Source organism: Pseudomonas sp. LG1D9, assembly GCF_002949995.1.
GTDB lineage: Bacteria > Pseudomonadota > Gammaproteobacteria > Pseudomonadales > Pseudomonadaceae > Aquipseudomonas > Aquipseudomonas proteolytica.
This window is the reverse complement of sequence record NZ_CP026881.1, coordinates 469,796-496,390: the sequence shown is the minus strand read 5'-3', so window position 1 is coordinate 496,390 and position 26,595 is coordinate 469,796. Positions and strand designations below refer to the sequence as shown.

The 26,595-nt window shown below is 61.8% G+C and carries 22 protein-coding genes; 19 read left to right on the top strand and 3 right to left on the bottom strand.

Going from position 1 to position 26,595, the window contains the following annotated elements:
* The first annotated feature begins 185 nt into the window (after positions 1-185).
* The 3 genes from C5F71_RS02450 to C5F71_RS02440 are packed head-to-tail and all read left to right on the top strand — an operon-like array spanning position 186 to position 3,309.
* Complete coding sequence (locus C5F71_RS02450) at positions 186-1,163, top strand: thiamine pyrophosphate-dependent dehydrogenase E1 component subunit alpha (protein ID WP_070995537.1); 978 nt, start codon at positions 186-188, stop codon at positions 1,161-1,163.
* Positions 1,164-1,189: 26 nt separating this feature from the next.
* Positions 1,190-2,209, top strand: a complete 1,020-nt coding sequence (locus C5F71_RS02445; protein ID WP_029296703.1) for an alpha-ketoacid dehydrogenase subunit beta — start codon at positions 1,190-1,192, stop codon at positions 2,207-2,209.
* Positions 2,206-3,309, top strand: coding sequence for an acetoin dehydrogenase dihydrolipoyllysine-residue acetyltransferase subunit (locus C5F71_RS02440; RefSeq protein WP_104910555.1), 1,104 nt, complete (start codon positions 2,206-2,208; stop codon positions 3,307-3,309). Before C5F71_RS02445 ends, C5F71_RS02440 begins: the two co-directional genes overlap by 4 nt.
* Before the next feature lie 114 nt (positions 3,310-3,423).
* Here C5F71_RS02440 and C5F71_RS02435 read toward each other — a convergent pair whose 3' ends face one another.
* A complete protein-coding gene (locus tag C5F71_RS02435; RefSeq protein ID WP_029296700.1) occupies positions 3,424-4,320 on the bottom strand; it encodes a helix-turn-helix domain-containing protein in 897 nt (298 codons plus the stop codon).
* A gap of 138 nt (positions 4,321-4,458) precedes the next feature.
* Between C5F71_RS02435 and C5F71_RS02430 the strand changes: the two genes are divergently transcribed.
* The 11 genes from C5F71_RS02430 (at position 4,459) to C5F71_RS02385 (ending at position 16,787) form a co-directional block, all read left to right on the top strand.
* The gene (locus C5F71_RS02430) at positions 4,459-5,817 is read left to right on the top strand and encodes a glutamine synthetase family protein (RefSeq protein WP_029296698.1); all 1,359 of its coding nucleotides are present in this window, start codon (positions 4,459-4,461) and stop codon (positions 5,815-5,817) included.
* 31 nt (positions 5,818-5,848) lie between these two features.
* On the top strand, positions 5,849-6,937 hold the full coding sequence (locus tag C5F71_RS02425) for a polyamine ABC transporter substrate-binding protein (RefSeq protein ID WP_104910554.1): 1,089 nt from the start codon (positions 5,849-5,851) through the stop codon (positions 6,935-6,937).
* Positions 6,934-8,229: an FAD-binding oxidoreductase gene (locus C5F71_RS02420; protein WP_104910553.1), complete on the top strand. Its 1,296-nt coding sequence runs from the start codon at positions 6,934-6,936 to the stop codon at positions 8,227-8,229. Before C5F71_RS02425 ends, C5F71_RS02420 begins: the two co-directional genes overlap by 4 nt.
* Before the next feature lie 96 nt (positions 8,230-8,325).
* Positions 8,326-9,681 carry an MATE family efflux transporter gene (locus C5F71_RS02415; RefSeq protein ID WP_029296693.1) on the top strand — a complete coding sequence of 452 codons (1,356 nt, stop codon included), beginning with the start codon at positions 8,326-8,328 and terminating at the stop codon, positions 9,679-9,681.
* Positions 9,682-9,764: 83 nt separating this feature from the next.
* Positions 9,765-10,265: a sigma-70 family RNA polymerase sigma factor gene (locus tag C5F71_RS02410; RefSeq protein WP_104910552.1), complete on the top strand. Its 501-nt coding sequence runs from the start codon at positions 9,765-9,767 to the stop codon at positions 10,263-10,265.
* 32 nt (positions 10,266-10,297) lie between these two features.
* Positions 10,298-11,266, top strand: coding sequence for a FecR family protein (locus C5F71_RS02405; protein WP_104912583.1), 969 nt, complete (start codon positions 10,298-10,300; stop codon positions 11,264-11,266).
* 96 nt (positions 11,267-11,362) lie between these two features.
* On the top strand, positions 11,363-13,768 hold the full coding sequence (locus C5F71_RS02400; RefSeq protein ID WP_104910551.1) for a TonB-dependent receptor: 2,406 nt from the start codon (positions 11,363-11,365) through the stop codon (positions 13,766-13,768).
* A 680-nt stretch (positions 13,769-14,448) separates the two neighbouring features.
* Positions 14,449-15,135 carry a hypothetical protein gene (locus tag C5F71_RS02395; protein ID WP_243733227.1) on the top strand — a complete coding sequence of 229 codons (687 nt, stop codon included), beginning with the start codon at positions 14,449-14,451 and terminating at the stop codon, positions 15,133-15,135.
* 180 nt (positions 15,136-15,315) lie between these two features.
* Positions 15,316-15,633, top strand: coding sequence for a hypothetical protein (locus C5F71_RS28885; RefSeq protein ID WP_133715053.1), 318 nt, complete (start codon positions 15,316-15,318; stop codon positions 15,631-15,633).
* A gap of 202 nt (positions 15,634-15,835) precedes the next feature.
* Positions 15,836-16,183: a hypothetical protein gene (locus C5F71_RS28880; protein ID WP_133715052.1), complete on the top strand. Its 348-nt coding sequence runs from the start codon at positions 15,836-15,838 to the stop codon at positions 16,181-16,183.
* Positions 16,173-16,787 (top strand): type III secretion effector protein, encoded by a 615-nt coding sequence (locus C5F71_RS02385; RefSeq protein ID WP_070995545.1) that lies wholly within the window; start codon positions 16,173-16,175, stop codon positions 16,785-16,787. Before C5F71_RS28880 ends, C5F71_RS02385 begins: the two co-directional genes overlap by 11 nt.
* A 10-nt stretch (positions 16,788-16,797) precedes the next feature.
* On the opposite strand, the gene C5F71_RS02380 is transcribed toward C5F71_RS02385, so the two are convergent.
* Positions 16,798-17,952, bottom strand: coding sequence for an MFS transporter (locus C5F71_RS02380; RefSeq protein ID WP_104910550.1), 1,155 nt, complete (start codon positions 17,950-17,952; stop codon positions 16,798-16,800).
* A 320-nt stretch (positions 17,953-18,272) separates the two neighbouring features.
* On the opposite strand from C5F71_RS02380, the gene C5F71_RS02370 reads away from it, so the two are divergent.
* The 5 genes from C5F71_RS02370 (at position 18,273) to C5F71_RS02350 (ending at position 25,343) form a co-directional block, all read left to right on the top strand.
* Positions 18,273-19,244, top strand: a complete 972-nt coding sequence (locus tag C5F71_RS02370) for a diaminopimelate epimerase (RefSeq protein ID WP_104910548.1) — start codon at positions 18,273-18,275, stop codon at positions 19,242-19,244.
* Positions 19,245-19,541: 297 nt separating this feature from the next.
* Positions 19,542-21,581: a type VI secretion system tip protein VgrG gene (locus tag C5F71_RS02365; protein ID WP_104910547.1), complete on the top strand. Its 2,040-nt coding sequence runs from the start codon at positions 19,542-19,544 to the stop codon at positions 21,579-21,581.
* On the top strand, positions 21,581-22,411 hold the full coding sequence (locus tag C5F71_RS02360) for a DUF4123 domain-containing protein (protein ID WP_104910546.1): 831 nt from the start codon (positions 21,581-21,583) through the stop codon (positions 22,409-22,411). The genes C5F71_RS02365 and C5F71_RS02360 overlap by 1 nt, the downstream gene beginning before the upstream one ends.
* A gap of 31 nt (positions 22,412-22,442) precedes the next feature.
* Positions 22,443-23,177, top strand: coding sequence for a hypothetical protein (locus tag C5F71_RS02355; protein WP_224791149.1), 735 nt, complete (start codon positions 22,443-22,445; stop codon positions 23,175-23,177).
* A 12-nt stretch (positions 23,178-23,189) separates the two neighbouring features.
* Complete coding sequence (locus C5F71_RS02350) at positions 23,190-25,343, top strand: lipase family protein (protein ID WP_104910545.1); 2,154 nt, start codon at positions 23,190-23,192, stop codon at positions 25,341-25,343.
* A 9-nt stretch (positions 25,344-25,352) separates the two neighbouring features.
* Here the strand turns inward: C5F71_RS02350 and codA are convergent, their stop codons facing one another.
* A complete protein-coding gene (gene codA, locus C5F71_RS02345) occupies positions 25,353-26,588 on the bottom strand; it encodes a cytosine deaminase (protein WP_104910544.1) in 1,236 nt (411 codons plus the stop codon).
* Between the last annotated feature and the right edge of the window lie 7 nt (positions 26,589-26,595).

Genomic DNA, 26,595 nt, shown 5'->3' with positions numbered 1-26,595 from the left:
AGCCTGCACGCTGCAATGCGTCGTCTCATTGTGCGGTGGCATGCCGCAGCGGCACAACCGCACGGCACTGCTCTGGATCAAGGCTTTGCCAGGTTTTGCCGCGCCTTGGCACAGGCTGTGCTGAACAGGTTGCAGCTGGCCGCAGCCAGCCTTTTGTGTGTCGAGACAACCTGGAGAACAACAAGATGTCCACTCACCTGTCCACTGATCAACTGCTGCATGCCTATACCGTGATGCGCACCATCCGTGATTTTGAAGAACGCCTGCACGTGGAATTCGCCACCGGCGAGATCCCCGGCTTCGTGCACCTGTATGCCGGCCAGGAGGCTTGCGCCGCCGGGGTCATGGCCCATCTCAACGATGAAGATTGCATCGCCTCCAACCACCGTGGCCACGGCCACTGCATCGCCAAGGGCGTGGATGTGTTCGGCATGATGGCCGAGATTTACGGCAAGAAAACCGGGGTCTGTGGCGGCAAGGGCGGCTCCATGCACATCGCCGACCAGGAGAAGGGCATGCTCGGCGCCAACGGCATTGTCGGTGCCGGTGCACCGCTGGCGGCCGGCGCGGCATTGGCGTCCAAGCTCAAGGGCAGCCAGGGCGTGGCCGTGGCGTTTTTTGGCGACGGCGGTTCCAACGAAGGCGCGGTATTCGAGGCGATGAACCTGGCCGCGATCATGAAGTTGCCGTGCCTGTTTGTCGCCGAGAACAACGGCTACGCGGAAGCGACCGGTTCCGGCTGGTCGGTGGCGTGCAAGGACATTGCCGAGCGCGCCGTGGGTTTTGGCATGCCGGGGGTGATCGTCGATGGCAATGACTTCTTTGCCGTCCACGCAGCGCTGGGTGTAGCGGTGCAGCGGGCGCGCCAGGGCGAGGGGCCGACACTGGTCGAGGTCAAGCTGCACCGCTTCTACGGCCACTTTGAAGGCGACGCGCAAACCTATCGCGGCCGCGATGAAGTGAAAAACCTGCGCGAAACCCAGGACTGCCTGGCGCTGTTTCGCCAGCGCTGCAGCGCGGAAGGCTGGCTGGACGCGGCGCAGTTCGAGCGTATCGACGGGGAAGTCGCGCAGTTGATCGACGACGCCGTGCGCCTGGCCAAGTCCGATCCCAAGCCCCAGGCCGCCGACCTGCTCAGCGATGTCTACGTCGCCTACCGCTAATAACAACAAGACCCGGAGAGAATTTTATGGCTCGCAAAATCAGTTATCAGCAGGCAATCAACGAAGCCCTGGCCCAGGAAATGCGCCGCGACCAGAGCGTTTTTATCATCGGCCAGGACGTGTCCGGCGGCACCGGCGCCCCGGGTGAGCAGGACGCCTGGGGCGGTGTGCTGGGGGTGACTAAGGGCCTGTACCCGGAGTTCCCCGAGCGCGTGCTGGATGCGCCGCTGTCTGAAGTCGGTTACGTGGGCATGGCCGTTGGCGCCGCCACCCGGGGCATGCGCCCGGTGTGCGAGTTGATGTTCGTCGACTTTATCGGCTGCTGCCTCGACCAGTTGCTCAACCAGGCCGCCAAGTTCCGCTACATGTTCGGCGGCAAGACCACCACGCCCCTGGTGGTGCGCGCCATGTACGGCGCCGGCCTGCGTGCCGCGGCCCAGCATTCGCAGATGCTCACCTCGATGTGGACGCACATCCCTGGCCTGAAGGTGGTGTGCCCGGCCACGCCCTATGACGCCAAGGGCATGCTGATCCAGGCGATCCGCGACAACGACCCGGTGATCTTCCTCGAACACAAGATGCTCTACAGCCTGCAAGGCGAAGTGCCGGAGGAGTTGTACACCGTGCCATTTGGCGAGGCCAACTTTGTACGCGAAGGCAACGACGTGACCCTGGTGACCTACGGGCGCATGCTGCATATCGCCCTGGAAGCCGCGGCCAACCTGGCCCGCCAGGGTATCGACTGCGAGGTGCTGGACCTGCGCACCACCAGCCCACTGGATGAAGACAGCATCCTTGAAAGCGTGGAGAAAACCGGGCGCCTGGTGGTGATCGACGAGTCCAACCCGCGCTGCTCCATCGCCACGGACATCAGCGCCCTGGTGGCCCAGCGTGGTTTTTCGTTTCTGCGCGCGCCGATCGAGATGGTCACCGCGCCGCATACCCCGGTGCCGTTTTCCGATGCCCTGGAAGACCTGTACATCCCCAATGCGGCGAAGATCGAGGCCGCTGTGCGCAAGATCGCTGACAAGAGGACTGCGGCATGATCCATACCTTGACCATGCCCAAGTGGGGCTTGTCGATGACCGAAGGCCGGGTCGATGTCTGGCTCAAGCAGCCGGGCGACCGGGTGGAGAAGGGCGAGGAAGTGCTCGACGTGGAGACCGACAAAATCTCCAGCAGCGTCGAGGCGCCGTTCAGTGGCGTGCTGCGCCGGGTGCTGGCGCAGAGCGATGAGACATTGGCGGTCGGCGCATTGCTGGGCATTGTGGTGGAAGGCGAAGCCACGGAGGCAGAGATCGATGCGGTGATCGACAGCTTCAATGCCGGCTTTGTCTCCAGCAGCGCCGAGGCGCAGGCGTCGGGGCCGAGTGCGCAGAAGGTCGAGCTGGATGGGCGCCTGCTGCGTTATCTCGACCTCGGCGAGGGCGGCACGCCGCTGGTGCTGATCCATGGTTTTGGTGGCGACTTGAACAACTGGCTGTTCAACCATCCGGCCCTGGCCGCCGAGCGCCGGGTGATCGCCCTGGACCTGCCGGGGCATGGCGAATCGGGCAAGCACTTGCACAATGGCGATGCCGAGGAATTGAGTCAGGCGGTGCTGGCGTTGCTCGATCACCTCAACCTCGAACGCGTGCACCTGGCTGGGCACTCCATGGGCGGGCTGGTTTCGCTGACGGTGGCGAGCCAGGCGCCGGAGCGCGTAGCGTCGTTGGTGCTGATCGCCAGCGCCGGCCTGGGCGCGGATATCAACGGCGATTACCTGCAGGGATTCACCGAGGCCAATAACCGCAACGCGCTCAAGCCGCAGTTGGTGCAACTGTTCAGTGATCCGGCACTGGTCACGCGGCAGATGCTTGAAGACATGCTCAAGTTCAAACGGTTGGAAGGGGTGGAGCAGGCGCTGCGCCAACTCAATGCCAAGCTGTTCGATGGTGGGCGGCAGATGCTGGATTTACGCGCGGTGGTAGGGCAACAGCCGAGCCTGGTGATCTGGGGCAGTGACGATGCCATCATCCCGGTGCGGCATGCACAGGGGTTGCAGGCCCAGGTGGAGGTCTTGCCGGGGCAGGGGCATATGGTGCAGTTGGAGGCGGCGGAGCAAGTGAATCAGTTGCTGAGTCTCTTCCTCAAATCTCAAGCCTGATAGCAATCAAATGTGGGAGCGGGCTTGCTCGCGAATACGGTGGGTCAGTCAGACATTCATTGCCTGACACACCGCTTTCGCGAGCAAGCCCGCTCCCACAGGGTTGACCGTGTATCAACCATGACGCTTGAGGGTCTCGCTGGGCAGTTCCTTGAACAGCGCCCGATAGCTATTGGAAAACCGCCCCAGGTGCCAGAACGACCAATTCATCGCCACCTCGGCCACCGTGGTGGTGGCTGAACTCAACAACTCGCGCCGCGCGCCGTTCAATCGGCGCAGGCGCAGCCATTGTGCCGGGCTCATCCCGGTGTAGGTCTTGAAGCCCTGCTGCAACTGCCGCAGCGGCACACCGGCAATCTGCGCCAGTTGCAGCAGGTTGACCGTTTCATCCGGCGCATCTGCCGCCCACTCGCCAATGCGTGCCATCAACTGGCGTTCTGCGCCGCGTCGCTGCAATGAGTGGCGGTCCAGGCAGACACAGGCGTTGTCGAGAATAAACAGGCAATCGTCCAGCAGTTGCCGGGTGAGGGCGTCGCGGCTGATCGGGTCGACCGCACAGGCCAGGCGCGTCAGGGTGCCACTGAGCCAGCGGCTGAACAGCGCGTTTTGCTGGCAGGTCAACGGGGCCATGAACAAACTTTCGAGGCTGGCCACATCCAGGCCATGGCGCTGCACAAATTGCGGGCCGAACACCACCGCTACTTCACGGTAGTTTTCCGGGGTGATCCAGGTATTGCGGCTTTCGCCATTGAGCAGATACAGCGCATTGTCGCTGCCGTCGAAACAGAAGGCGAGTGAGCCCGGCGGCGCGTTGAAGTGCTGCTCGACACGGGTATTCATGCACTCTTCGTACACCTGCACACCCTGCAGGTCGAGGTAGCGCACCTGCCCGGCAAAATGCCCTGGGGACATCTGCTGGTACTGCTGCACCCAACCGGGTGTTGCACTGCATTGAGCGGCCACATCACCGGTGGTGAAGGCCTGTACGCGCAAAGCTGTTGCCTGTGTCATGGGTGATCCGTGCGCACTCTATTGGTGCGTTGTGGTTCGTGCAAAGTGGATAGATGCCCTTCGAAGGCTGGCCCAAGATAGACCTCAATGCGCCGGGAGTACAACTCGGCGCAGCATCCAACCCATGCCGAGGTCTTTATGAATGCCCCTTTCGATCAGCTGTCCACCTGGCTGAAAGAACACAAGATTACCGAAGTCGAATGCGTGATCAGCGACCTGACGGGCATTGCCCGCGGCAAGATCGCGCCCACCAACAAGTTCCTGCATGAGCGCGGCATGCGCCTGCCGGAAAGTGTGTTGCTGCAAACGGTAACCGGGGACTTTGTCGACGACGATATCTATTACGACCTGCTGGACCCGGCCGATATCGACATGATCTGCCGCCCGGTGGCCAACGCCACTTATGTGGTGCCGTGGGCCATCGAACCCACCGCCATCGTGATCCACGACACCTTCGATAAACAGGGCAACCCCATCGAACTGTCGCCGCGCAACGTACTGAAAAAGGTCCTGCAGCTGTATACGGATCAGGGCTGGCAGCCCATTGTCGCGCCGGAAATGGAGTTTTACCTGACCCAGCGCTGCGAAGACCCGGACCTGCCGCTGAAAACCCCGGTGGGCCGTTCCGGGCGTGCCGAGACCGGGCGCCAGTCGTTCTCCATCGACGCGGCCAACGAGTTCGACCCGCTGTTTGAAGATGTCTATGACTGGTGCGAAGCCCAGGGCCTGGACCTCGATACGCTGATCCACGAAGACGGCCCGGCGCAGATGGAAATCAACTTCCGCCACGGCGACGCCCTCGACCTGGCCGACCAGATCACCGTGTTCAAGCGCACCCTGCGCGAAGCCGCGCTCAAGCACAATGTGGCCGCGACCTTTATGGCCAAGCCTGTGGCCGACGAGCCGGGCAGCGCCATGCACCTGCACCAGAGCGTGGTGGATATCGCTACCGGCCAACCGGTGTTTGTCGACGCTTGCGGGCAGATGAGCCAGCTGTTCTTGCAGCACATTGGCGGGCTACAGAAATACATCCCGATGCTGCTGCCGATGTTCGCGCCCAACGTCAACTCGTTCCGCCGCTTCCTGCCCGACACCTCGGCGCCGGTCAACGTGGAGTGGGGCGAAGAAAACCGCACCGTCGGCCTGCGCGTGCCGACCTCCAGCCCCGACGCGATGCGCGTCGAAAACCGCCTGCCGGGGGCCGATGCCAACCCCTACCTGGCCATCGCCGCCAGCCTGCTGTGCGGCTACCTGGGAATGATCGAAAAGATTCAGCCAAGCGCGCCGGTGGAAGGCCGCGCTTATGAACGCCGCAACCTGCGCCTGCCAATCACCATCGAAGATGCCCTGGCGCGCATGGAAGCCTGCGACACGGTCAAGCAGTACCTGGGGGACAAGTTTGTGCGGGGATACGTCGCGGTGAAACGTGCCGAGCATGAGAATTTCAAACGGGTGATCAGCTCCTGGGAGCGTGAGTTCCTGCTGCTGAGTGTCTGACTCCACCACCAACCATAAAAAAGGTGTCGATATGCGTCTCGTCAAACAGCTTCTCCCGTTGGCCCTGGCCGCAGTGTTCAGCAGCGCCAGCCACGCCGCACCGACGGTCAGTGTCTACAACTGGACCGATTACATCGGCGAGACCACCCTGGCCGACTTCCAGGCCAAGACCGGGATCAAGGTGGTCTACGACGTGTTCGACTCCAATGAAACCCTGGAGGGCAAGCTGCTAGCGGGGCGAACCGGGTATGACGTGGTGGTGCCGTCCAATCACTTTTTGGGGCGCCAGGTAAAGGCCGGGGCGTTCCTCAAGCTGGACCGCGCGCAATTGCCCGACTACCCGAACCTGGACCCCAAGCTACTCAAGCTGCTGGAGCAGAACGACCCCGGCAATGTGCATGCGGTACCGTACCTGTGGGGCACCAATGGCATCGGCTATAACGTCGACAAGGTCAAGCAGGTGCTGGGCATCGACCACATCGACTCTTGGGCAGTGATGTTCGAACCCGAGAACCTGAAGAAGCTGCAGCAATGCGGCGTGGCGTTCCTGGATTCGGCGGATGAAGCGTTCCCGGCGATCCTCAACTACCTGGGCATGGACCCGCGCAGCGAGAAGGTCGGCGACTATGAAAAAGCCGAAGCCAAGTTGCTGACCCTGCGCCCGTACATCACCTATTTCCATTCATCCAAGTACATCTCGGACCTGGCCAACGGTGATATCTGCGTGGCCTTCGGCTACTCCGGTGATGTGTTCCAGGCGGCCAACCGCGCCAAGGAAGCCAAGAACGGGGTGAACATCGCCTATTCGATCCCCAAGGAGGGCAGCAACCTGTGGTTCGACCTGCTGGCGATTCCTGCAGACGCCACCAACCCAAAAGAGGCCCACGCGTTTATCAACTACCTGCTGGACCCTGAGGTTATTGCCAAGGTCAGCACCTATGTCGGCTACGCCAATCCCAACCTGGCGGCGAAGGCCTTCATGGCCCCGGAGCTGGTGAATAATCCCGAGGTGTACCCGCCCCAGGAGGTGCTCGACAAACTGTACATTTCCACCACCCCCAGCCCGGCCATCATGCGTGTGATGACCCGCGCCTGGAGCAAAGTGAAGTCCAACCGATGAACCAGTCCCACGACCACGCCCGCTCCTATTACCTGGCTTCGGCCAATGCCATGCCCGAACGCCCAGCGCTGGCCGAGGACTTGAGTGCCGATGTGTGTGTGATCGGCGGCGGCTTTACCGGCGTCAACACCGCCATCGAACTGGCCCAGCGCGGCCTTTCGGTGATCCTCCTGGAAGCCCGGCGTATTGGCTGGGGCGCCAGTGGGCGCAATGGTGGGCAGTTGATCCGGGGGATCGGCCATGATGTCTCGGGTTTTGCCCGGCATGTGGGCGAGGAAGGCGTGCGATACCTGCAACGGGCCGGGATCGATTCGGTGGCGTTGGTGGGGGAGCGTATCCGTGAGCATTCGATCGACTGCGACCTGCGCTGGGGCTTTTGTGAGTTGGCCAATACGCCGGCGCAATTTGCCGCGTTCAAGGGCGAGCAGCAAAGCCTGGGCGCTCTGGGTTATAAGCCTGAAACCCGGCTGGTGGCGGCGCAGGATATGGCGCAGGTGGTCGGCTCTGAGCGGTACGCCGGTGGTTTGGTGGACATGGGCTCGGGCCACTTGCATCCGCTCAACCTGGTGTTGGGCGAGGCCCGGGTGGCCGAGGCGCTGGGCGTGCGGATTTTCGAGCAGAGCCCGGCGCTGCAACTGAGCCATGGCGACACCGTGCAGGTGCGCTGCGCCAGCGGCACTGTGCGGGCTGCCAGCCTGGTATTGGCGTGCAATGCACACCTCGAGGAACTGGAGCCACGCCTGAGCGGCAAGGTGCTGCCGGCCGGCAGCTATATCATCGCTACCGAGCCATTGCCGGCCGCGCTTGCCGATGAACTGATCCCGCAGAACCTGGCGCTGTGCGACCAGAAAGTCGGCCTGGACTATTACCGGCTCTCGGCGGACCGTCGGTTGCTGTTTGGAGGTGCCTGTCATTACTCAGGGCGCGACCCGGTGGATATCGCCGCTTATATGCGCCCGAAAATGCTCAAGGTGTTTCCACAGTTGGCCACTACCGCCATCGAGTTCCAATGGGGCGGCAAGATTGGTATTACCGCCAATCGCTTTCCCCAGGTCGGTCGGTTGCAGCAGTACCCCAACGTGTTTTACGCCCAGGGCTATTCGGGGCATGGGCTTAATGTCACCCACTGGTGCGCGCGGCTGCTGGCCGAAGCGATCCATGCCGGCCACAGCCAGGGCCTGGAGACCTTCAGCCGGGTGCCACATATGACGTTCCCGGGCGGCAAGGCCTTGCGCTCGCCTTTACTGGCGCTGGGCATGTTGTGGTACCGGCTGCGGGAAATGCTGGGCTAGGGGTTGTGAGCGGGGGGGCGGTTTAAAACACAGCATGATCGGATCCAATACGCTATAAACCCTCGGTCGCTGTGTAAATCCGAGGCCCCGCTTTTCATGCAGAACCCTTTGCAACGCCCGCTGTGGCAGGTCTACCTGTTCTTTCTTGCGCCGATGGTGCTGTCCAACTTCCTGCAGAGTTTTTCCGGCACCCTCAACGGTATCTATGTTGGGCAGATGCTCGGCACCCAGGCGCTGGCGGCGGTGTCGGGGATGTTTCCCATCGTGTTCTTTTTTATCGCCCTGGTGATCGGCCTCGGGGCGGGCGCTTCGGTGCTGATCGGCCAGGCCTGGGGCGCGGGGGAAACAGCGTTGGTCAAGGTCATCACCGGCGCGACCCTGACCCTGGGCGCGTTGATCGGGCTGATCGCTGCTGTGCTCGGCAGCCTGTTCGCGCGTCCGGCGATGCAAGCTTTGGGCACGCCGTTGGATGTACTGGACGACGCGGTCGGCTATGCCCAGGTGATGATGCTGATCATGCCGTTGTTGCTGGTGTTCATCCTCTACACCCAACTGCTGCGGGGCGTGAGCGATACGGTGTCACCGCTGCTGGCGCTGATCGTTTCGACGGTGGTTGGCCTGTTGCTGACCCCGGCCCTGATCCGCGGCTGGCTCGGGCTGCCGCCCATGGGGATCCAGAGCGCGGCCTATGCCGGCCTGGCGGCGAATGCCGTAGCCATGTTGTTTCTGGTGCTGCGCCTGCGCCACAAAAACCATGTGATGGCGCCGGACCGCCTATTGCTGGCGGCCTTGCGCCTGGACCGGGCGATCCTCGGCAAGGTCCTGCGCATCGGCCTGCCCACCGGCTTGCAGATGGTGGTGCTGTCGTTGTCGGAGCTGGTGATCCTGGCACTGGTCAATGGCCACGGCTCCCAGGCCACAGCGGCGTATGGCGCGGTGACGCAGATCGTCAACTACGTGCAATTTCCGGCGCTGTCGATTGCCATCACCGCCTCGATCCTCGGCGCCCAGGCCATCGGCGCCGGGCGCCTGGAACGCATCGGGCCGATCCTGCGCACCGGGCTTGCGATCAACCTGTGCCTGACCGGTGGCCTGATCCTGCTCGGCTACGCCTTGTCCCACTGGCTCCTGGGCCTGTTCATCACCGATGACCAGGCGCGGGTCCAGGCCGAACACCTGCTGCACATCATGCTCTGGAGCATTCTGGTGTTTGGCTTCCAGGCGGTGATAGGCGGGATCATGCGCGCCAGTGGCGTGGTCCTGATGCCGGTGGCGATCTCGATCTTCTGTGTGTTGGGCGTGGAGCTGCCGGTGGCGTATCTGCTCAATGCACGCTTCGGCCTGGAAGGGGTGTGGATGGCGTTCCCGGTGACCTATCTGGTGATGCTTGGTTTGCAGACCGCGTATTACCGGTTGGTGTGGCGGCATAAGCAGATTAAGCGGTTGGTCTAGAAGCTGGATTGGCGACGGCAAGCAATTGCTCTGCTTAATAGGAAGCATTACTATTCACGCCCCGCCTATCTAGTGCACCCCCGATGACTCCCCAGCCGCCCCGCAGACCAGGCTTTTTCGCGTACTACGAAGAGTTGGTCGGGACCTGGACGCGTCGCCTGCGCAATCGCCAACAGGCCGAGGATCTGGCCCATGACACGTTTGTGCGGGTCTTGGAGTCCAAGTCGGCGCTGGTCGAGCAGCCGCGTGCCTATTTGCACCAGACGGCGCGCAATATTGCGGTGGATGCCTATCGCCGTGCAGATCGGCACGACGCGGTGGCGTTGCAGGCCTTTGAACCGAGTGCGTCGCACAGTGGCGACCCGGAGCATTTCATGCACGCCGTGCAGTTGGCGGACTCCATCGAGCGGGCCCTGGCTGAATTGCCCCTCAATTGCCGCAAGATTTTCATCTGGCAAAAGATCGAGGGCCTGACCCAGCAGGAAATCGCCGAGCGCCTGGGGCTTTCTAAAAACATGGTGGAAAAGTATATGATCCGCACCCTGCGGCATCTGCGTGACCGCCTGGACGCGCTGTCCCCATGACCAATGCCCGCTTTGAAACAGGATCTTCCATGATGGATACCCGTGAGTGTGCCTGTGGCAGCGCAACGGTGCGTGACGAGGCGGCGCAGTGGTTCGTGCGTCTGCAGGACCAGCCCTTGAGCGTTGAGGACCAGCATCTTTTTGACGCCTGGCGTGGGGAGCATCCTGCGCACCAGTATGAATTCGAGGTGCTGCAAGGGCTGTGGAGCGTCGCCGACCTGCTGCCCAGGCACCGTTTGCAGGCTCTGGTCGAGACACCTGTACCGCGCAAGCGCCGTGCGCTGGTGCGCTATGCCATGGCAGCGAGCGTGCTGGCGGTGGCGGTGGGCCTGGGGCTGTTCAGCGGCCTGGACCATCCGGCGGTGTACGACGCGCAGTTCAGCACGGTGTTGGGTGAGCGTCGCCAGGTGGCGTTGCCCGACGGCTCGCTGATGGATCTCAATAGCCGCAGCGTGGTGGCGGTGCACTACGAAAAGGGCCAGCGTGGGATTGAGCTCAAGCAAGGCGAAGCGCTGTTCAGCGTCGAGCACGACAGCAGCCGACCGTTCGTGGTGCAGGCTGGGGCAGGGCAGGTGACGGTCACCGGTACCCGGTTTGATGTGCGCCGCGACGATGACCAGACCCGCGTGGTGGTCGAGGCCGGAACGGTCAAGGTGCAAGGGCATGCCGCGCAGCCGGTGGTCACACTGACGGCGGGCCTGGGTACATCGATCGACAACCAGGGCGCGGTCGCGGCGGCCCACCCGGTCAACGCCCAGGCCCTGCTGGCTTGGCAGACCGGCAAGCTGGTGTTCAACGACGCCAGCCTGGCCGAGGTGGCGCGGGAAGTCTCGCGCTACCGCGAAAAACCCTTGCGGGTCAGCACTGCGGCCAGCGAGTTGCGCCTGACCAGCGTGTTCAAGTCCAACGACACCGATGCCTTGCTCAAGGCGTTGCCGCACATCCTGCCGGTGGCCCTGCGCACCTTGCCTGACGGTAGCCAGGAAATAATTTCACGCTAGGTTCAGGTTTTTTTCGAGTTCTTCGTCTTCTTGTCCAACTGCAACTGGTTTGCATTAACCGACGCGCTCTCTTGGCATTACTGGACTAGGTACGACGTGAAAACACTCGCTGCGAACAACAATAAAACCTCCCGTTGGGCCCCCCTTGCCCTGGCCTTGGCGGTCAGTGCCGCCATGCCTGCGGCCTACGCCGACGAGGCCATTCATATCAAGGCCCAGCCCCTGGGCGCGGCGCTGAGCCAATTGGGCCAGCAAACGTCGCTGCAAGTGTTCTTCAGCCCGCAGATGGTGGCCGGCAAACACGCCCAGGCCGTCGACGGCAACCTGTCGCCGGAACAGGCCCTGCGCCAGCTGCTGCAAGGCAGTGGCCTGGACTATCAGATCGACTCGGGCTCGGTGACGTTGCATCCAGCCTCCACGGGCACCGGTGAAGCCGGTTCACCCCTGGAACTGGGCGCCACTGCGATCAATGTCGTGGGCGATTGGCTGGGCGACGCCAATGCCGAAGTGGTGCAGAACCATCCCGGCGCACGTACCGTGATCCGCCGCGAAGCTATGGTGGAGCAGGGCGCGATGAACGTCGGCGACGTGCTGCGCCGGGTTCCCGGGGTGCAGGTGCAGGAAGCCAACGGCACCGGCGGCAGCGATATTTCCCTCAACGTCGGCGTACGCGGCCTGACGTCCCGCCTGTCGCCGCGTTCCACCGTGCTGATTGACGGGATTCCCGCGGCGTTCGCCCCCTACGGCCAGCCGCAGTTGTCGATGGCGCCGATTTCCGCCGGCAACCTGGAGAGCATCGATGTAGTACGCGGCGCCGGTTCCGTGCGTTATGGACCGCAGAACGTCGGCGGTGTGATCAACTTCGTGACCCGCGCGATCCCCGAGACCTTTTCCGGCGAAGTCGGCACCACCCTGCAAACGTCTTCCCATGGCGGCTGGAAACATGTCGACAATGCCTTTATCGGGGGGACCGCAGACAACGGCATCGGCATGGCGCTCTTGTATTCCGGGGTCAATGGCAACGGTTATCGCGACAGCAACAACGGTAACGACATCGACGATGTGATCCTCAAGACCCACTGGGCACCGACCGACCAGGATGACTTCGCACTCAACTTCCATTACTACGACGCCCGTGCCGATATGCCGGGAGGCCTGACCCAGAAGCAGTTCGACGCCAACCCTTATCAGTCGGTGCGCGACTGGGACAACTTCAGTGGCCGGCGCAAGGATGTGTCGTTCAAGTACATCCGCCAGGTTGACGACCGTACCCAGGCGCAAGTGCTGACGTACTACTCCGACAGCTTTCGTGGCAGCAACATCGCCAGCCGTGACCAGCAGACCCTCGGTTCGTTTCCTCGCACCTACTACACCTTTGGCATCGAGCCACGGGTGTCCCATGTGTTTGACCTGGGCCCGACCAGCCAGGAAGTCAGCGTCGGCTACCGCTACCTGAAAGAAGGCATGCACGAGCAGGCCAGCACTCTGAGACTGGTCAACAACGTCCCCACCCCGGTCGGTCAAAATGACGGCCACGTTTATCAGGACCGTACCGGTGGCACCGAGGCCAACGCGTTCTATATTGATGACAAAATCGACGTCGGCAAATGGACGATCACCCCAGGTATCCGCTTTGAGAGCATCCGCACCGAATGGCACGACCGCCCGGTAGTGGGCTTGAACGGCACGCGTACCCAGGAGAAGCACCGCGAGATCAAGAACAACGAACCGCTGCCGGCCCTGAGCGTGATGTACCACGTCTCCGATGCCTGGAAACTGTTTGCCAACTACGAAACGTCCTTCGGCAGCCTGCAGTATTTCCAATTGGGCCAGGGCGGTAACGGCGACCAGACAGCCAATGGCCTGCAACCGGAAAAGGCCAAGACCTACGAGGTCGGCACCCGCTACAACGATGAGGTCTGGGGTGGCGAAGTCACGCTGTTCTATATCGACTTCTCCGATGAGCTGCAGTACGTCAGCAATGACGTGGGTTGGACCAACCTCGGCGCCACCAAACACACGGGTATCGAAACCTCGGCCCACTATGATCTGTCCAACCTCGACCCACGCCTGGAGGGCTTGAGCGCCAACGCCGGCTTTACCTATACCAGGGCGACTGCCGAGGGCGATGTGGCGTTCAAGGGCCGTGACCTGCCGTTGTATTCGCGCCAGGTGGCGACCCTGGGGCTGCGATACGCGGTCAATCACTGGACCCACAACCTGGACGCCTACGCTCAGTCCGGCCAGCGCGCACCCGGCACCACCAGCACCTATATCACCCAGCCGACCGCTGACGGCCAGTACGGTGATATTCCGGGATATGTGTCGGTCAACGTGCGCAGTGGCTATGACTTTGGCGCCCAACTGTCGAACCTGAAACTGGGCGTGGGGGTAAAAAACCTGTTCGACCAGCAGCACTACACCCGTTCCAGCGATAACAACGCCGGGATTTACCTGGGCGAGCCGCGTACGTTCTTTGTGCAGGCGAGCGTGGGCTTCTGATCAGGTGAAGGCTGCGTCGCCGCGCCTCGAACGAGCCGCGGCGATGTGCCTGCTGATCCAAGACGGCTGCTGACGCACTTCAGCGTTTTTCCTTGCGCCGCCGTGCATAAACCTGACGATTCTTCTGTGCAGCTTGAAGAGGGTGAGGGTTGCATTTCCTACCTTTTTTATGCGGCTTTCATCGCTTTCAGGAACCGAACTCCGTAGGCCTGCCACACACCATCAACCCACCGTGCACGGGTGCCTCGTGATAACTGCGTTGTCGAGGTGCTTGGGTGCGTGAGGTGGACCGTGTCAACAAGTCGTACTGGAGAACATTTATGTCGGTACCTGCGTTCAATCAGCCGGTTGTCAATCTACCCACTGACGACACACGTCAAGGGGCCCCTCAAGGGGCCAGCGCCAAAGAGGCAAAGGCTCCGGTTATCGGGTCGCCTTCCAGTGGCCCGAGTTTCAGCGCGCCTGCGGCTAAGTCGGGCCCGGTGTTCGCCGGGGCACCACCGTTGGCGCCTGCCGCTGCGGGGGCCCGCGACCAGGGGGCCAGCCAGGCTTCCACATGGCAGAACGACTCCTCTCGGGGAGTGTTCGGCCGCTTGAAAGGGTTTTTCTTCCCCGCCAGGCCGCCCCATTACGGGCACATGCCGCACAGGCCTCAGCCGGGCCATGGGCATCCACCGCACATGGCCCATCCGGGTCACGGGCATCCGCCGCACAGGCCCCATCCGGGCCACGGGCATCCGCCGCAAAGGCCTCATCCGATCCATGGAGGCCCGCCGCCAAGGCCGTTTCCCCAGCAGCCCGATCCGCACTATTCAAAGCGCAGCCATGAGCAGTTGGCCCAACAGCTGCTGGATAAATTCCAGGCATTCACGGACCCGAGAAACCCGGGCTACGTGACGCGGCAAAGTCTGAGCAACATGGCGGAAAGACCGTTGACGGGCAATCCGGGCATGGATCAGAACATCAGGCTGGCCAGGGAAATCCTGAAGCGGCCGGAGCTCATGGGCGCCCTGGACCGCGACGGGCGCACGGGCGTGCAGGACAACCGGTTCAGCTGGCAGAACATCAACGATGTTGTACGTTCCAGCAATCCGTTGAAGTTCCAGGATGACAAGCAACTGGCCAGTGCGATGCTGGAGAACTTCAACAAGTTGAAAGGCGGGTTCTGGAGCCAGACCATCAAGGTCGCTGATCTGCGTGCCCTGGCCCAGCGTCCTCTGACAGGTAACCCGCAAAGGGATCAACTCGTCCTCCTGGCGAAAGAAGTCGTCAGCCGGTCGAGCCTCTTGCAACAAATGGACAACATCGCAGGCCATCACTACGACGGCCGGATTAGCCGACAAACGCTACGTCAACTGATGTCCTAGTCAACCATCGGTACTGCGCAGGTGTTCCAACAGCGGGAAAGGTCGCAGGCTCTGCGCGGCTTTTACCGGTGCGCCTGTGCCGTATCAATCGGCAGGAACTGTTTTGTGCTGTTTGCCACATAACGTGTATTCGACGGCCTTTATGACGCCGACGGTTTCACTCAAAGAGAGGGTGTTGACATGACTTCAACGTCACTTGGAACTCAAACTCCCGGTCTGCCGCAATCCCTTCTTGCACCCACCCGTGACAATGGCGAGCAGGGTCGACGCTTCGGTGCCCAGGCTCAGCACAAGCCTGTCGAAGAGGGGGCCGAAGCCCTGCGAGAAACGTTCTTTCCAGGGCAGTACACATTCAAGGCACCGGCGGCGGATGATTTCGCCAAAGGCCTGCTTCCTCATCGTGCCCCCCACACCTCTGGTGCCCCGATGCCGGAAACGGCGGGCACGACAACCGGATTGATCAGTGCATTGAAGGTCTTGCTGGGTGTTTCCAGATAGGTCGCGTTGGGGTGTCGAAAGACGGACTGAGGCTGCCCCAGGTCCTGCCCGTTGTTTACATGCAGTCATCGAAATTGATCGGCCGCCCCGGAACCATTGTGGATGCCAGGCCACATACTTTGCGTTTGTTGGTGCGCCACTATTGCAGTGACAAGGGTGGTAGCCGGTCTGAGTAGGTGTCTATAAAAGGTGGATATGAAACATGGCAATTGACGGTGGGGTACCTCTCCTGCGGCCCGGTAGTACGAGCCGCCATGATGCGATACCGGATGACGCACAACAAAAAGCTCATGCTGCTTCAAGCGAAACCACACCCCGTGGCTGGCAGGATGATAATCAGCCGTTGCCCAGTACGATTCGTTCTTCGGGTTTCCGGCGTCCCCTGCGCTGGGCCACGCCGGACGAGATCACGCTGCATCATCAGGAGCTGAGAAACACGCCGTTGGTGCGCGCAACCGATGTAAACCCCTTTACCCAACTGCCCGATAGCCAGCTAGTGACGGCGCTGGGTGAGCATTTTTCCGTGCTGGAAAGATTTCATGAAAAATGAAGGATTGAAACTGTCGGCGCTGCGGCAAATCGCCAGTGAAAAAATGACCGACACACCCGCACGCAACAACGCCATCCTGCTGGCGAGGGCACTTGTCCAGCGCCCGCGGTTGATCGACGCAATTGTCGATGAGCGAGGGGTCATCACGCGGCAAAGCCTGTCAAAGGCCGTGCAGGCAGTGTTCGGCAACAGCGACCCCAATGCCTTCAGCTCGGACCCTTTTCACGCCAAGACCAATGTCGAGCTGGTGCAGGCATTCCGGGATGCATTTGATGAACTTCGGGACAGGTCCCGGGACCGCATGAACTTTTTTGAGCAGGTCGGCTTCGTCCAGATCGAGAGGCTCGTCTCAATCAGCAAGGACCCGGACGAAACGGACACCCAAGGCACGGTTATCCGGGACCCCGCCACGGGTCTGCCGAAAAAGATGTACAGCGAACAGCTGGTATACATGTCAAAAAACCTGGTGGACCGTCCCAGGCTATTGAACTCACTGGCGCGCATTCATTCTGGCTGGCGACGCATTTATGGCAGTCGCTACCAGAAGGAGTGGTTGAGCAGCAAAGACCTCGACGGCTGGCTGGAAAACAACAAGAGCCAGTAGCCCCCCGGACTCATGACACCCGCAGGATTTTCCCGCTGATCGCCACGCCCAGCAGGAGCACGGCGATCAACACAAAGGCGACGCTCAAGCTGCTGCCATGGGCGATAAAGCCGATCAGCGCCGGGCCCGCGAGAATGCCCGCATAACCCAGGGTGGTGATGGCAGGCACCGCAATGTGCTCCGGCATGACCGTTTGCTTACCGACAGCGGTGTACAGCACCGGCACGATATTCGAACAGCCGGCGCCTACCAGCGCATAGCCCAGCAGTGCGGTTTCCCACGCCGGGAGCAGCGGGGCCAGGAGCATGCCGGCGGTGGCCAGCAAGCCACCGATCACGATCACCCGTTTGGCCCCCAGGCGACGAACAATTGCATCGCCGGTCAGGCGGCCGATGGTCATGGTCAAGGCAAACGCCGCATAGCCCAGGCCCGCATAGGCCTCGTCGAGGCCGCGTTCGTCACTGAGGAACACGGCGCTCCAGTCGAGCACGGCACCTTCTGCCAGGAACACGATAAAACACAGGCAACCGATAAACAGCACCACGCCGTGGGGGATGGCGAAGGCGGGGCCGGAACTTTCACTGCCGTAGGGCAGCAAATGGGGGGCCGCCTTGAGCAGTGCGGCCAGCGTAATCACGATCACCACCAGGGTCGCCGACAGCGGTGACAGGCCCAGGCCGAGCAAGGCGCTGACGCCCGCCGCCCCCACGATGCCTCCCAGGCTGAACAGCCCATGGAAGCCCGACATCATCGTCTTGCCACTGGCCCGTTCTACGATCACGGCTTGCAGGTTGACGGTGGAGTCCACCGTGCCAAGGCCGGCACCAAACAGAAACAACCCAGCCATCAGCAACGGTATCGAGCTGACGGTAGCCAGCATCGGCAAAGCCACGCAGAGGAGAATGGTGCCGGCGCTGAGCACGCGTCGGCAGCCAAAGCGTGACGCGAGCGCGCCCGCTACCGGCATGGCGATGATGGACCCCACCCCCAGGCACAGCAGCAACAGGCCCAGCGTACCTTCGTTGAGTTGGGCACGGGCCTTGGCGTAGGGCACCAGCGGTGCCCAGGCCGCGATGCCAAAGCCGGCAATGAAAAACGCGATGCGGGTCGACATTTGTTCCAGGCGTCCTGGAATCACAGGCGCTGGAGTGGGGATGGCAGTCATGAAAGTCCTTGATTTTGCGTTCAGCGAACGATGTCCGGCGCGACATCCTTGCACATCAGGCCGTATCGAGCGAGCCAGGTTCCCGTGGCCCCTGCGAACTTTTTTTTTACAACATGGAACACTTTGCCGGTGAGCGCCACATAGAGGCTACCGGGCTCGCTTGAGGTGGCCTGGATGGTGCGTAATCCCTGGGAGTGGCGGTGAACCCCAGGCTGCTTGCAGAGGATTACCACCTTCCAGGCCACTTTGGCGTGTGGTATCCGGGGCCGATATTCCCCACAATCACCCGGCGCTTTTCCCATGCCGAGGTGGATGACCCCATGACCCTGTTCTACGACGCTCGCGGCAATATCTACGGTGTGGCCAGCCCGGCCCTGTTACGCAGCCGGGGCATTGCCGTGCCCGATAGCGCCGCCCTGGCCGCCAGCACTCGCCAGGCGTGGGCGGCGTCGGCGATAGCGTCCGAATGCGGCTGGGGCACGTCGCCGCGTCCAGCCCAGGCCAAGGCCTATCGCTGCGATGGTTTGCTGGTCGGGCCGTTTCAGGCATTGCCACCGTATGACCTGCTGATCATCAACACCGATGGCTCCCTGGCCGAGCGCAGCGGCAATGGCTTGACGATTTTTGCCCAGGCCCTGACGGACGCGGGGCTGATGACTGGGGCCTGTGAGCTGCGGGTGCACCATGACAAACCGGATGCCCCCTCAACGGTGGCGACGTGGGTTGAGCCGGCGGTCCACCAGCAGGTTGCGGGGTTCTGGTTGACGTTGGGCCAGCCAGCATTCGGGCCCCAGGCAGTGGGGGCCGTGGGGTTGGCGAGCAACGAGCCTGCCCATGTGAGTGCGCTGGCTGCGATCAACCCGCAATGGGCACGCAGTGAGTTTGTGCGTATCGGCAACCCCCATTGTGTGACCTTGGTCGAGCACGCATCGGCCTTGCCGGACAATCGGCAAATGCATCAGCCGGGGTTGTTCGCGCCCTTGAAAGCGATTGCCTTTGCCCCGCCGGCAGGTGATGGCCGGCCTTGTGCTGCCGGGATCAACCTGCAGTGGGCCGCGCGCGATTCTGCCAATCGGGTGATCGCCCGGGTATTTGAGCGCGGCGAAGGCCCCACGGCATCCTCCGGGACCAGTGCCAGCGCGGTGGCCTGTGCAGCATGGCGCGCGGGGTGGGTCGAGGCGGGGGAGGTTGCGGTGGTGATGCCGGGTGGCACGGCGCCGGTACGTTTGCATGCTCAGGCCGGGACGTTGCTCAGTGTCAGTCTGTTCGGGGCCGCAACGCTTCAAGGCTGAGGACGCAAGTATTCGGTAGCTTAAATAAGTGTCAGTTGTTTCCTTATTGTTTAGTTATCGCCTGGTGTATTACGTAAGTGATTTCTTGTTATTAATGCATGATCTGTTTTGCGGATTTCTCATTTTGTAAAAGAGACTTCCACCTTGTTCGTACGAAACTTCTTTTTTATTTTCAAAGTGCCGAATGTTCGCGGATCTCGCTAATCTTTAGAGCGTTCAGGCACTTTCTTTGGCCGCGCGATTGAGCTTGGCGGGGGAGAGTATTTCAATCAGATAGCGGACGGCGGGTAACAACGGATGGTTAATGCGCTTGTTTCGTCACGTTTCAAATTTATCCTGCAAAGTGTGGAAAATGACTTTCAAGTCCTGGCATTCAAAGGCCGCGAAGCCCTTGATCAGCCCTACTTCATCGAGGTGCAGTTGGTCAGCGAAAACCCTGGCCTTGATCTGGAAGCATTGCTGCACCAGCCGGCCTACCTGGGCTTCGGCGAGGAGGGCGAAGGTCTGCATGGGCAGGTGTATGCAGTCGGCCGTGATGACCCCGGGGCCCGGCTCACCCGTTATCGTCTGACCCTGGCACCGCGCCTGGCGTGGCTGGAACACCGCCGTGACCTGTGCATCTTTCAACAACGCAGCGTGCCGCAGATCATTGCGGCCGTGCTCGAACGCCACGGTATCCTGGCCGACGCGTATGCCTTCGAATTGGGCCCGGTGGTCTATCCGCCACGTACATTCTGTGTGCAATACGCAGAAACCGACCTGCACTTTATCCAGCGACTGTGTGAAGAAGAGGGGATTCACTACCACTTTCGCCACAGCCCGCACGCCCATGTGCTGGTGTTCGGTGATGACCAGACAGTGTTTCGCCGCTTGCCTGTACAGCGTTATCGCCCGGCCAGCACCGAGGCGCCGGGCATCCAGCGCTTCGATGTGCGCCTGGCCACACGCAGCCGCCAGGTCGTGCGTCGTGATCATGACTTCGAGCACCCTGCGCGGTGCCTGCAAGTGCAAGCCGGGGCGCCATCGGTGCTGCCGCTTGAGGACTATCACTACCCCGCAGGTTTTACGGGGCAGGCGCGCGGCGTGCAACTGGCGCGTCGCAGCCTGGAGCGCCATCAGCGTGACCACCACCGGGCCTTGGGCAAGAGTGATCAACCGGCATTGTGCAGTGGCCATTTCCTGCCGTTGAGCGATCACCCGCAGCCCTCCTGCAATGACTTGTGGCTACTGACTTCAGTGCGTCACGAGGGGTATCAACCACAGGTGCTGGAAGAGGCGATGCCGGGCAGTGAAGTGTTCCAGGGATATCGCAACCGCTTCAACGCCACACCTTGGCGCGCGGTCCACCGCCCGGCGCTCAAGCACCCCAAACCGACAATCACTGGTAGCCAGACGGCCACCGTGACGGGGCCGGTGGGCGAGGAGGTGCACTGTGATGCCTATGGTCGGGTGAAGGTGCGGTTTCACTGGGATCGGTTGGACAAGACGAGTGATAAAAGCAGTTGCTGGGTGCGAGTGGCCTCCGGGTGGGCTGGTGACGGCTTTGGCGCGATCATGACGCCCCGGGTCGGCATGGAAGTGCTGGTGACGTTCCTGGACGGCGATCCTGATCGGCCTTTGATCAATGGCTGCCTGCCCAATGCGCGGCATCTGCCCCCTTATCCGTTACCGCAACACAAGACCCGCAGTGTATTGCGCAGCCGCAGTTCCCCCGGTGGCGCGGGCGCCAACGAACTGCACCTGGAGGACCACCTGGGCAAGGAGCTCATTTACCTGCGGGCCCAACGGGACCTGCAGCAACAGGTGGGGCATGACTGCCACCTGGACGTCGGGGGCGAGCGACGTGAAACCATTCGCGGCCTGAGCACGGCTTACCTGGAAAGCGAGGAACACCGCGACGTTCGCGGCAATCGCAAAGTCCTGATCGGGGCCGGCGATCACCTGCAGGTAAAGGGCGACAGCCAGGCCTACATCGGCCAGGCCCTGGTGATCGAGGCGGGGCAACAGATCCATCTCAAGGCGGGCGCCAGCCTGGTGATCGACGCGGGTGCGCAGTTGAGTTTCAAGGCGGGAGGCGAACACCTGCTGATCCAGGCCGGCGGAATTTTCAGCAGTCGCCCCATCACCCTGGGTGGCTTGCCAGGGGTCGCACGCTCGGCCAACCCCGTGGGCCCGGGCGATAACCCATCATCGCCTCCGCGCGCCGCGGGTGTTCCCTCCATTTCAGTTATCCAGGGCGCAATCATGCACAGGGCGAGGCAACTGGATGCGGATTTTTGCCCGGTGTGCGAACGCTGCCGCGAAGGTGTGTGTGACATTCGCGGGAGGGTCGCGTGATGGCGCCCGGCCAATGGATGGCCCAACAGCAGCAGGCAGGGCGCCGCTTGTGTCTGGTCCTCGAGGGAAGCAGCGATGCGCGCTTGCCGTTGATAGCGTCCCGCAACCTGGCGCAATGTCTTAGCGTGTACGGTGGCAGCGCAGTGGCGGCGCTGGCGGCTGCAGGGCCGGTGATCCTGCTGGTGGAGCAACTCGGTGAACCCGCGCTGGTGAGCTTGCTGGAGCAGCCGCAGGCGAACTGGGGCTGGCTGGGCAGCTTGCCCGACACAGACCTGGGTGGCGTTATCGAGCATTGGCACGCGCGGATGCTGGTGGGGCCGCCGGGCAAGCAGGCCCTGTACCGGTTCCACGACAACCGCACCTTGGCGCGAGCGCTTGCCTGCTTGCCGGTAGCGCAACGGCCAGCCTATCTCGGGCCGCTGATCAGTGTGTGCTACTGGTATGAAGACCAATGGTGCAGCGCCAGCAACCCTGCGCCCGGCCATTACCCGGTACCTGATCCCGCCCCATGGCTCAGCATTCCCAACCCCCAGGCCTCGGCCATTCTGCACGCCAATATCCTGCGCTACCTGCTGGCTGAACACAGTGAAGACCTCGCGGCATTGGCTGAATTCCAGGACCCGCAGGTATGGCTGGCCCAGGTACTGGAACAGGCCCGCACCTGGCAATGGCGCGGGGCGCAACAACTGGAGTTCTTGGTGGTGCGCCGGTTGGAGGAAGCGACGGGGGCCAGTGTGATCCGGTGGCAGCCGTTGGCGGGTGAGGCGCCGGGAGATCACTTTGCACGGGTGTTTGCGCAGTGGCACACCTTGAGGGAAAAACATGAGTAGGCGGGCATGCGGTGCGTTACTGGTCGTGGGCATGGCGTGGTTGGCGGGATGTGCAAGCGTGCCCGCAGAGCGTTTTACCTTGCAGGTAGACCTGCCGGCCAATTTTCGATTCAAAAGCGCGGCCAACTACAGCCCCGCCGCAGGCGAAAGCTGCACCTTGCCAGTACGCCGAGGCAAGAGGCCAGAGCGCAAGGTCTTCAGCGTTGCGTATAACACCGCAGCCAGCCGCGTGACCCAGGACCTACCGCTGACTGAAACGGTAGAAGGTTGCCCGTTGGTGTTGCGCAGTGTGGAGTTTGATTTTTACGCACGGTGGGGAACGCGGGACACGGATATCGGGGGGGATATTGCGGCGATCTACATTCAGGACCGGGCAGGAGGGGAGACGCCTGGGTTGGAGACGTTGGAGTTGAAAGGGCGATGTCAGTGGTTGTTTCGTACCCTCGGAACACAGCATGCCATCAGGAAAATTCTTAAATGCAATTCACTGGACAACGAAGGGCAACTACAGAAGACACGGGCAGGTGGCGTAGTACTACACGATCAACTCCCCGGAAATACACTTAACTTGGTGATGGAAGTTTCGGACGAAGAGAGGCCTTATATGGGGAATACCTGGATCCGCTTCCCTCACGGGTGGAAGCGTTGTCTGGGGAAAAACATGGACGATCAATATGGTTTTTGCGCGAAAGATGCTCCCCCTTTCAGGTCTTTCAAGATGCCTGACGGGCGTGAATGCAATGTTTACCCAACCTGCACTGAATAAGGATATTCAGCTATGGCTATCGAAGAATGGAAGGCACCGTTTTTCAGCGAAAAAATGCCGGCTTGCCCGTTACGTGGATGTTGGCTGAGTTTTTCCCTGGTTGATGAAACCGGCAATGGGAAAGCCTATGGAGGGCTTACCTATTCGGTCCTGGATAGTAACGGACAGCGGCACATTGGGCGCTTGGACGGTGATGGCTATGTGAAGCTGGCCAACCAATACAGAGGCCCATTGGTTCTGACTTTCGAGGCGGCTCATGAGTCATCTGGAGCTGATTATCACGGAGTATTGCAAGCGCGAGATCACTACCCCTTACCTATCACCGAGCTTCAATTTCGAGCTGAACATACTCGATTTGTGCGCAATGACGGCCTGCGGGTCGAGCAAAATCCGGCCCAGGAGCAAGCGAATCGTTTCTACCAAGTCGAAGTCCGCGACCTCGTCCGCCATGCCGCCCATTTACCGCCTGCGGCGCCCCGGCCTTTCGCCCCCCGACGCCATGCCCTGAAAATGATGGCCGACCTTGGATTCGGCCCACCGCAGCCTGCATTGTCGGGTGTGGTGCTATTCCCCAACCAGCACAGCGTACTGGAGGTCCGGCCGTTGCGGGCGTTGCGCCCGATGCTGTCCACTGAGGATGGGTTCTGCGCTTTGAACCTGTACCAACTGGCATTGATGGCGACCTTGAGCTACTGCCCATTTGGCCAGGAGCCGGCCGCCCAACCACAAGATGAGGTCCGTTTTCCCGTGGACCCAAGCATTGGCCATCTGTTTGCTGAAAAACTCTCGGGGTATGAGCAAGCCTGGAGGGTCGACGCAGGGCAAGTACAACGGTTTTACCCGCTGTATGAAGAGGTCGCCTATTCCCGGCGTTTCGAGATCCTGCCCTTCGATCCCCAGTTGTATCCGCAAAACAGCCCGAAGCTCGCGGGCGAGCAGGAGCATCCGGCGAACCTGCATTTTTTCGATGATGAAGAGCTGGGTACTGATACCCAGGCCTTTATCAGTCATCACGATGAGATCGTGCTGATTTCTGTACGGGGTACGGCCAGTGCCGCTGATGGCCTGCGTGATGCAAACGCCCACCAGGTGCCGTTCGCGGAGGGCATCGGCAAGGCCCATGAAGGTTTTTATCAGGCCTATCGAGCCATGCGCGACTTCGTGCTGCGCTACCTCGATCAGTTCTACAGCGGCCAACGTATCGTGATCTGCGGCCATAGCCTGGGAGGGGCAATCGCCCTGCTGCTGGCAGAGGGACTGCGCCGGGTCAAAGATGCCGACTACAACGTGCTCCTCTACACCTACGGTGCGCCGCGTGCCGCTGACGCGGAATTTATCAGAGGCGCGGCAGACCTGGTCCATCACCGTATCGTCAACCACAATGACCCGGTTCCCAGCGTGCCGGCACCCTGGATGAACACCACGGCCAAACTCTGGGTTTCCGGCGCGGTGACGTTGTTCAGCGCCCCCGCGCCCGGAGGCCTGCTGTTTGCGGCGGGCCTGGTACGCGTCGGTGGCAATCCTTACTGGCACCACGGCGAGCAACAACACTTCATGCCGATCCTGCTCCCGGACGGAACGCATTCATCGGTGCTGTGGAAGCCCGGGTGTGAGTCGCTGGAGGAGGCGGGATGCAATCGCGCCTTGTACCTGAGCGGCGATATGCCCGAGCGCGATAACCTGCTCAAGCAGCTGTTCCAGGCCAGCCAGCATTTTATGGTCAGCAGCTACGTGCCGGCAGCCTGGGCCACCTTGCGTCGCTGGCAACAGACCCTGGATAACCGCGGCGCCCTCGTGACGTCGCGGGAGTACGCACTGATCGACGACGCCTTGGGCACCATGGGCCGCCAATTGCAGGATAAACAGTTGGAACTGCACCGTCGCCGACCAGCGAACGGGCGTAGCCATGAGCACTACGACGGCTTGGCCGCTGAAATCGACCGCTTGCAAATCAGTCGCCAGCGCCTGGAAAGCTTGCGCTGGCGCCGCCTGCAAGCCCGTGATGTCTATGGCAGCCATGCTCAGGGTGCAAACTTGCCAGCCAGCCTCAAACGCTGGTTCAGCCACCGGGAAAACCGTGAGCGATCGCAAGTGGCAAGCATCCCGCCGGCCTTGCATGACGAGCATGGCAAAGGCCAGCCGTTGGACCTCGACTCGATCGTTTAGCCCAGGGTTTTACAAAAAAGCCACCTGTGCCAGCTGGCGCTTCATCAACACCTTGCCGTTGCGGATCGAATACAGCGCCAGGCCCTGGCTGCGAATGACCTCGTAGTCGCTGTCGGCCGAGAGAATCAGCAGGTTGGCCGGCCGCCCCGGTTCCAGGCCGTAGCGATCGCCCAGGGCCATGGCTTTGGCGCTGTTGTCGGTGACAAGGTCCAGGGCCCTTTGCAGGTTGCTGTAGCCGAGCATATGGCAGATATGCAGCCCGGCTTCGAGCACCCGCAGAATATTGCCGTTGCCCAGTGGGTACCAGGGATCGACGATGGAGTCCTGGCCGAAGCACACGTTCATGCCGGCCTCCAACAGTTCGTTGACCCGGGTTACGCCCCGGCGTTTCGGGAAGTTGTCGAAGCGGCCCTGCAAGTGAATGCTTTCGGTGGGGCAGGAAACAAAGCTGATGCCAGAGTGCCCCAACAGCCGGAACAGTTTTGCGCAGTAGGCATTGTCGTAGGAGCCCATGGCCGTGGTGTGGCTGGCGGTGACCCGGCTGCCCATGTCGCGACTGCGGGCCTCCTCGGCCAGCACTTCGAGAAAGCGCGAGTGCGGGTCGTCGGTTTCATCGCAATGCACGTCGACCAGGCAGCCTGTGCGTTCGGCCAGGTCCATGAGGAACTTGACCGAGCTGACCCCTTGGTCGCGGGTGTATTCGAAATGGGGAATGCCGCCCACCACATCGGCGCCGAGGCGAATGGCTTCTTCCATCAACTCACGGCCATTGCGGTAGGACTCGATGCCTTCCTGGGGAAATGCCACGATCTGCAGGTCGATCAGGTGTGCGCTCTCCTGGCGCACTTCGAGCATGGCCTTGAGCGCCGTCAACTGCGGGTCGGTGACGTCCACGTGGGTGCGTACATGCTGGATACCATGGGCCGCCAGGGCCTGGATGGTCTGTTTGGCGCGGGTCTTGGTGTCTTCATGGGTGATGGTGGCCTTGCGTTCGCCCCAGCACTCGATCCCTTCAAACAGCGTCCCGCTCATATTCCAGCGCGGCTGGCCGGCAGTGAGGGTGGCATCAAGGTGGATATGCGGCTCGACAAAAGGTGGCACCACCAGGTTACCCGCGGCATCCAGGTCGTCCGGGCCCATGGGCGGCGTGGCAGTTTGAGGCGTAATACTGGCGATCCGGCCATGTTCCAGGTGCAGATCATGCAGGCCTACACGGTTGCGCAGGCGGGCGTTGATGATATGCATGGGCAAG

What these genes read in the sequence shown, in the direction of transcription:
- C5F71_RS02450 (WP_070995537.1), top strand. Translation starts at nt 186, where the DNA reads ATGTCCACTCACCTGTCCACTGATCAACTGCTGCATGCCTATACCGTG.
- C5F71_RS02445 (WP_029296703.1), top strand. Translation starts at nt 1,190, where the DNA reads ATGGCTCGCAAAATCAGTTATCAGCAGGCAATCAACGAAGCCCTGGCC.
- C5F71_RS02440 (WP_104910555.1), top strand. Translation starts at nt 2,206, where the DNA reads ATGATCCATACCTTGACCATGCCCAAGTGGGGCTTGTCGATGACCGAA.
- C5F71_RS02435 (WP_029296700.1), bottom strand. Translation starts at nt 4,320, where the DNA reads ATGACACAGGCAACAGCTTTGCGCGTACAGGCCTTCACCACCGGTGAT.
- C5F71_RS02430 (WP_029296698.1), top strand. Translation starts at nt 4,459, where the DNA reads ATGAATGCCCCTTTCGATCAGCTGTCCACCTGGCTGAAAGAACACAAG.
- C5F71_RS02425 (WP_104910554.1), top strand. Translation starts at nt 5,849, where the DNA reads ATGCGTCTCGTCAAACAGCTTCTCCCGTTGGCCCTGGCCGCAGTGTTC.
- C5F71_RS02420 (WP_104910553.1), top strand. Translation starts at nt 6,934, where the DNA reads ATGAACCAGTCCCACGACCACGCCCGCTCCTATTACCTGGCTTCGGCC.
- C5F71_RS02415 (WP_029296693.1), top strand. Translation starts at nt 8,326, where the DNA reads ATGCAGAACCCTTTGCAACGCCCGCTGTGGCAGGTCTACCTGTTCTTT.
- C5F71_RS02410 (WP_104910552.1), top strand. Translation starts at nt 9,765, where the DNA reads ATGACTCCCCAGCCGCCCCGCAGACCAGGCTTTTTCGCGTACTACGAA.
- C5F71_RS02405 (WP_104912583.1), top strand. Translation starts at nt 10,298, where the DNA reads ATGGATACCCGTGAGTGTGCCTGTGGCAGCGCAACGGTGCGTGACGAG.
- C5F71_RS02395 (WP_243733227.1), top strand. Translation starts at nt 14,449, where the DNA reads ATGGCCCATCCGGGTCACGGGCATCCGCCGCACAGGCCCCATCCGGGC.
- C5F71_RS28885 (WP_133715053.1), top strand. Translation starts at nt 15,316, where the DNA reads ATGACTTCAACGTCACTTGGAACTCAAACTCCCGGTCTGCCGCAATCC.
- C5F71_RS28880 (WP_133715052.1), top strand. Translation starts at nt 15,836, where the DNA reads ATGGCAATTGACGGTGGGGTACCTCTCCTGCGGCCCGGTAGTACGAGC.
- C5F71_RS02385 (WP_070995545.1), top strand. Translation starts at nt 16,173, where the DNA reads ATGAAAAATGAAGGATTGAAACTGTCGGCGCTGCGGCAAATCGCCAGT.
- C5F71_RS02380 (WP_104910550.1), bottom strand. Translation starts at nt 17,952, where the DNA reads ATGACTGCCATCCCCACTCCAGCGCCTGTGATTCCAGGACGCCTGGAA.
- C5F71_RS02370 (WP_104910548.1), top strand. Translation starts at nt 18,273, where the DNA reads ATGACCCTGTTCTACGACGCTCGCGGCAATATCTACGGTGTGGCCAGC.
- C5F71_RS02365 (WP_104910547.1), top strand. Translation starts at nt 19,542, where the DNA reads ATGGTTAATGCGCTTGTTTCGTCACGTTTCAAATTTATCCTGCAAAGT.
- C5F71_RS02360 (WP_104910546.1), top strand. Translation starts at nt 21,581, where the DNA reads ATGGCGCCCGGCCAATGGATGGCCCAACAGCAGCAGGCAGGGCGCCGC.
- C5F71_RS02355 (WP_224791149.1), top strand. Translation starts at nt 22,443, where the DNA reads ATGGCGTGGTTGGCGGGATGTGCAAGCGTGCCCGCAGAGCGTTTTACC.
- C5F71_RS02350 (WP_104910545.1), top strand. Translation starts at nt 23,190, where the DNA reads ATGGCTATCGAAGAATGGAAGGCACCGTTTTTCAGCGAAAAAATGCCG.
- codA (WP_104910544.1), bottom strand. Translation starts at nt 26,588, where the DNA reads ATGCATATCATCAACGCCCGCCTGCGCAACCGTGTAGGCCTGCATGAT.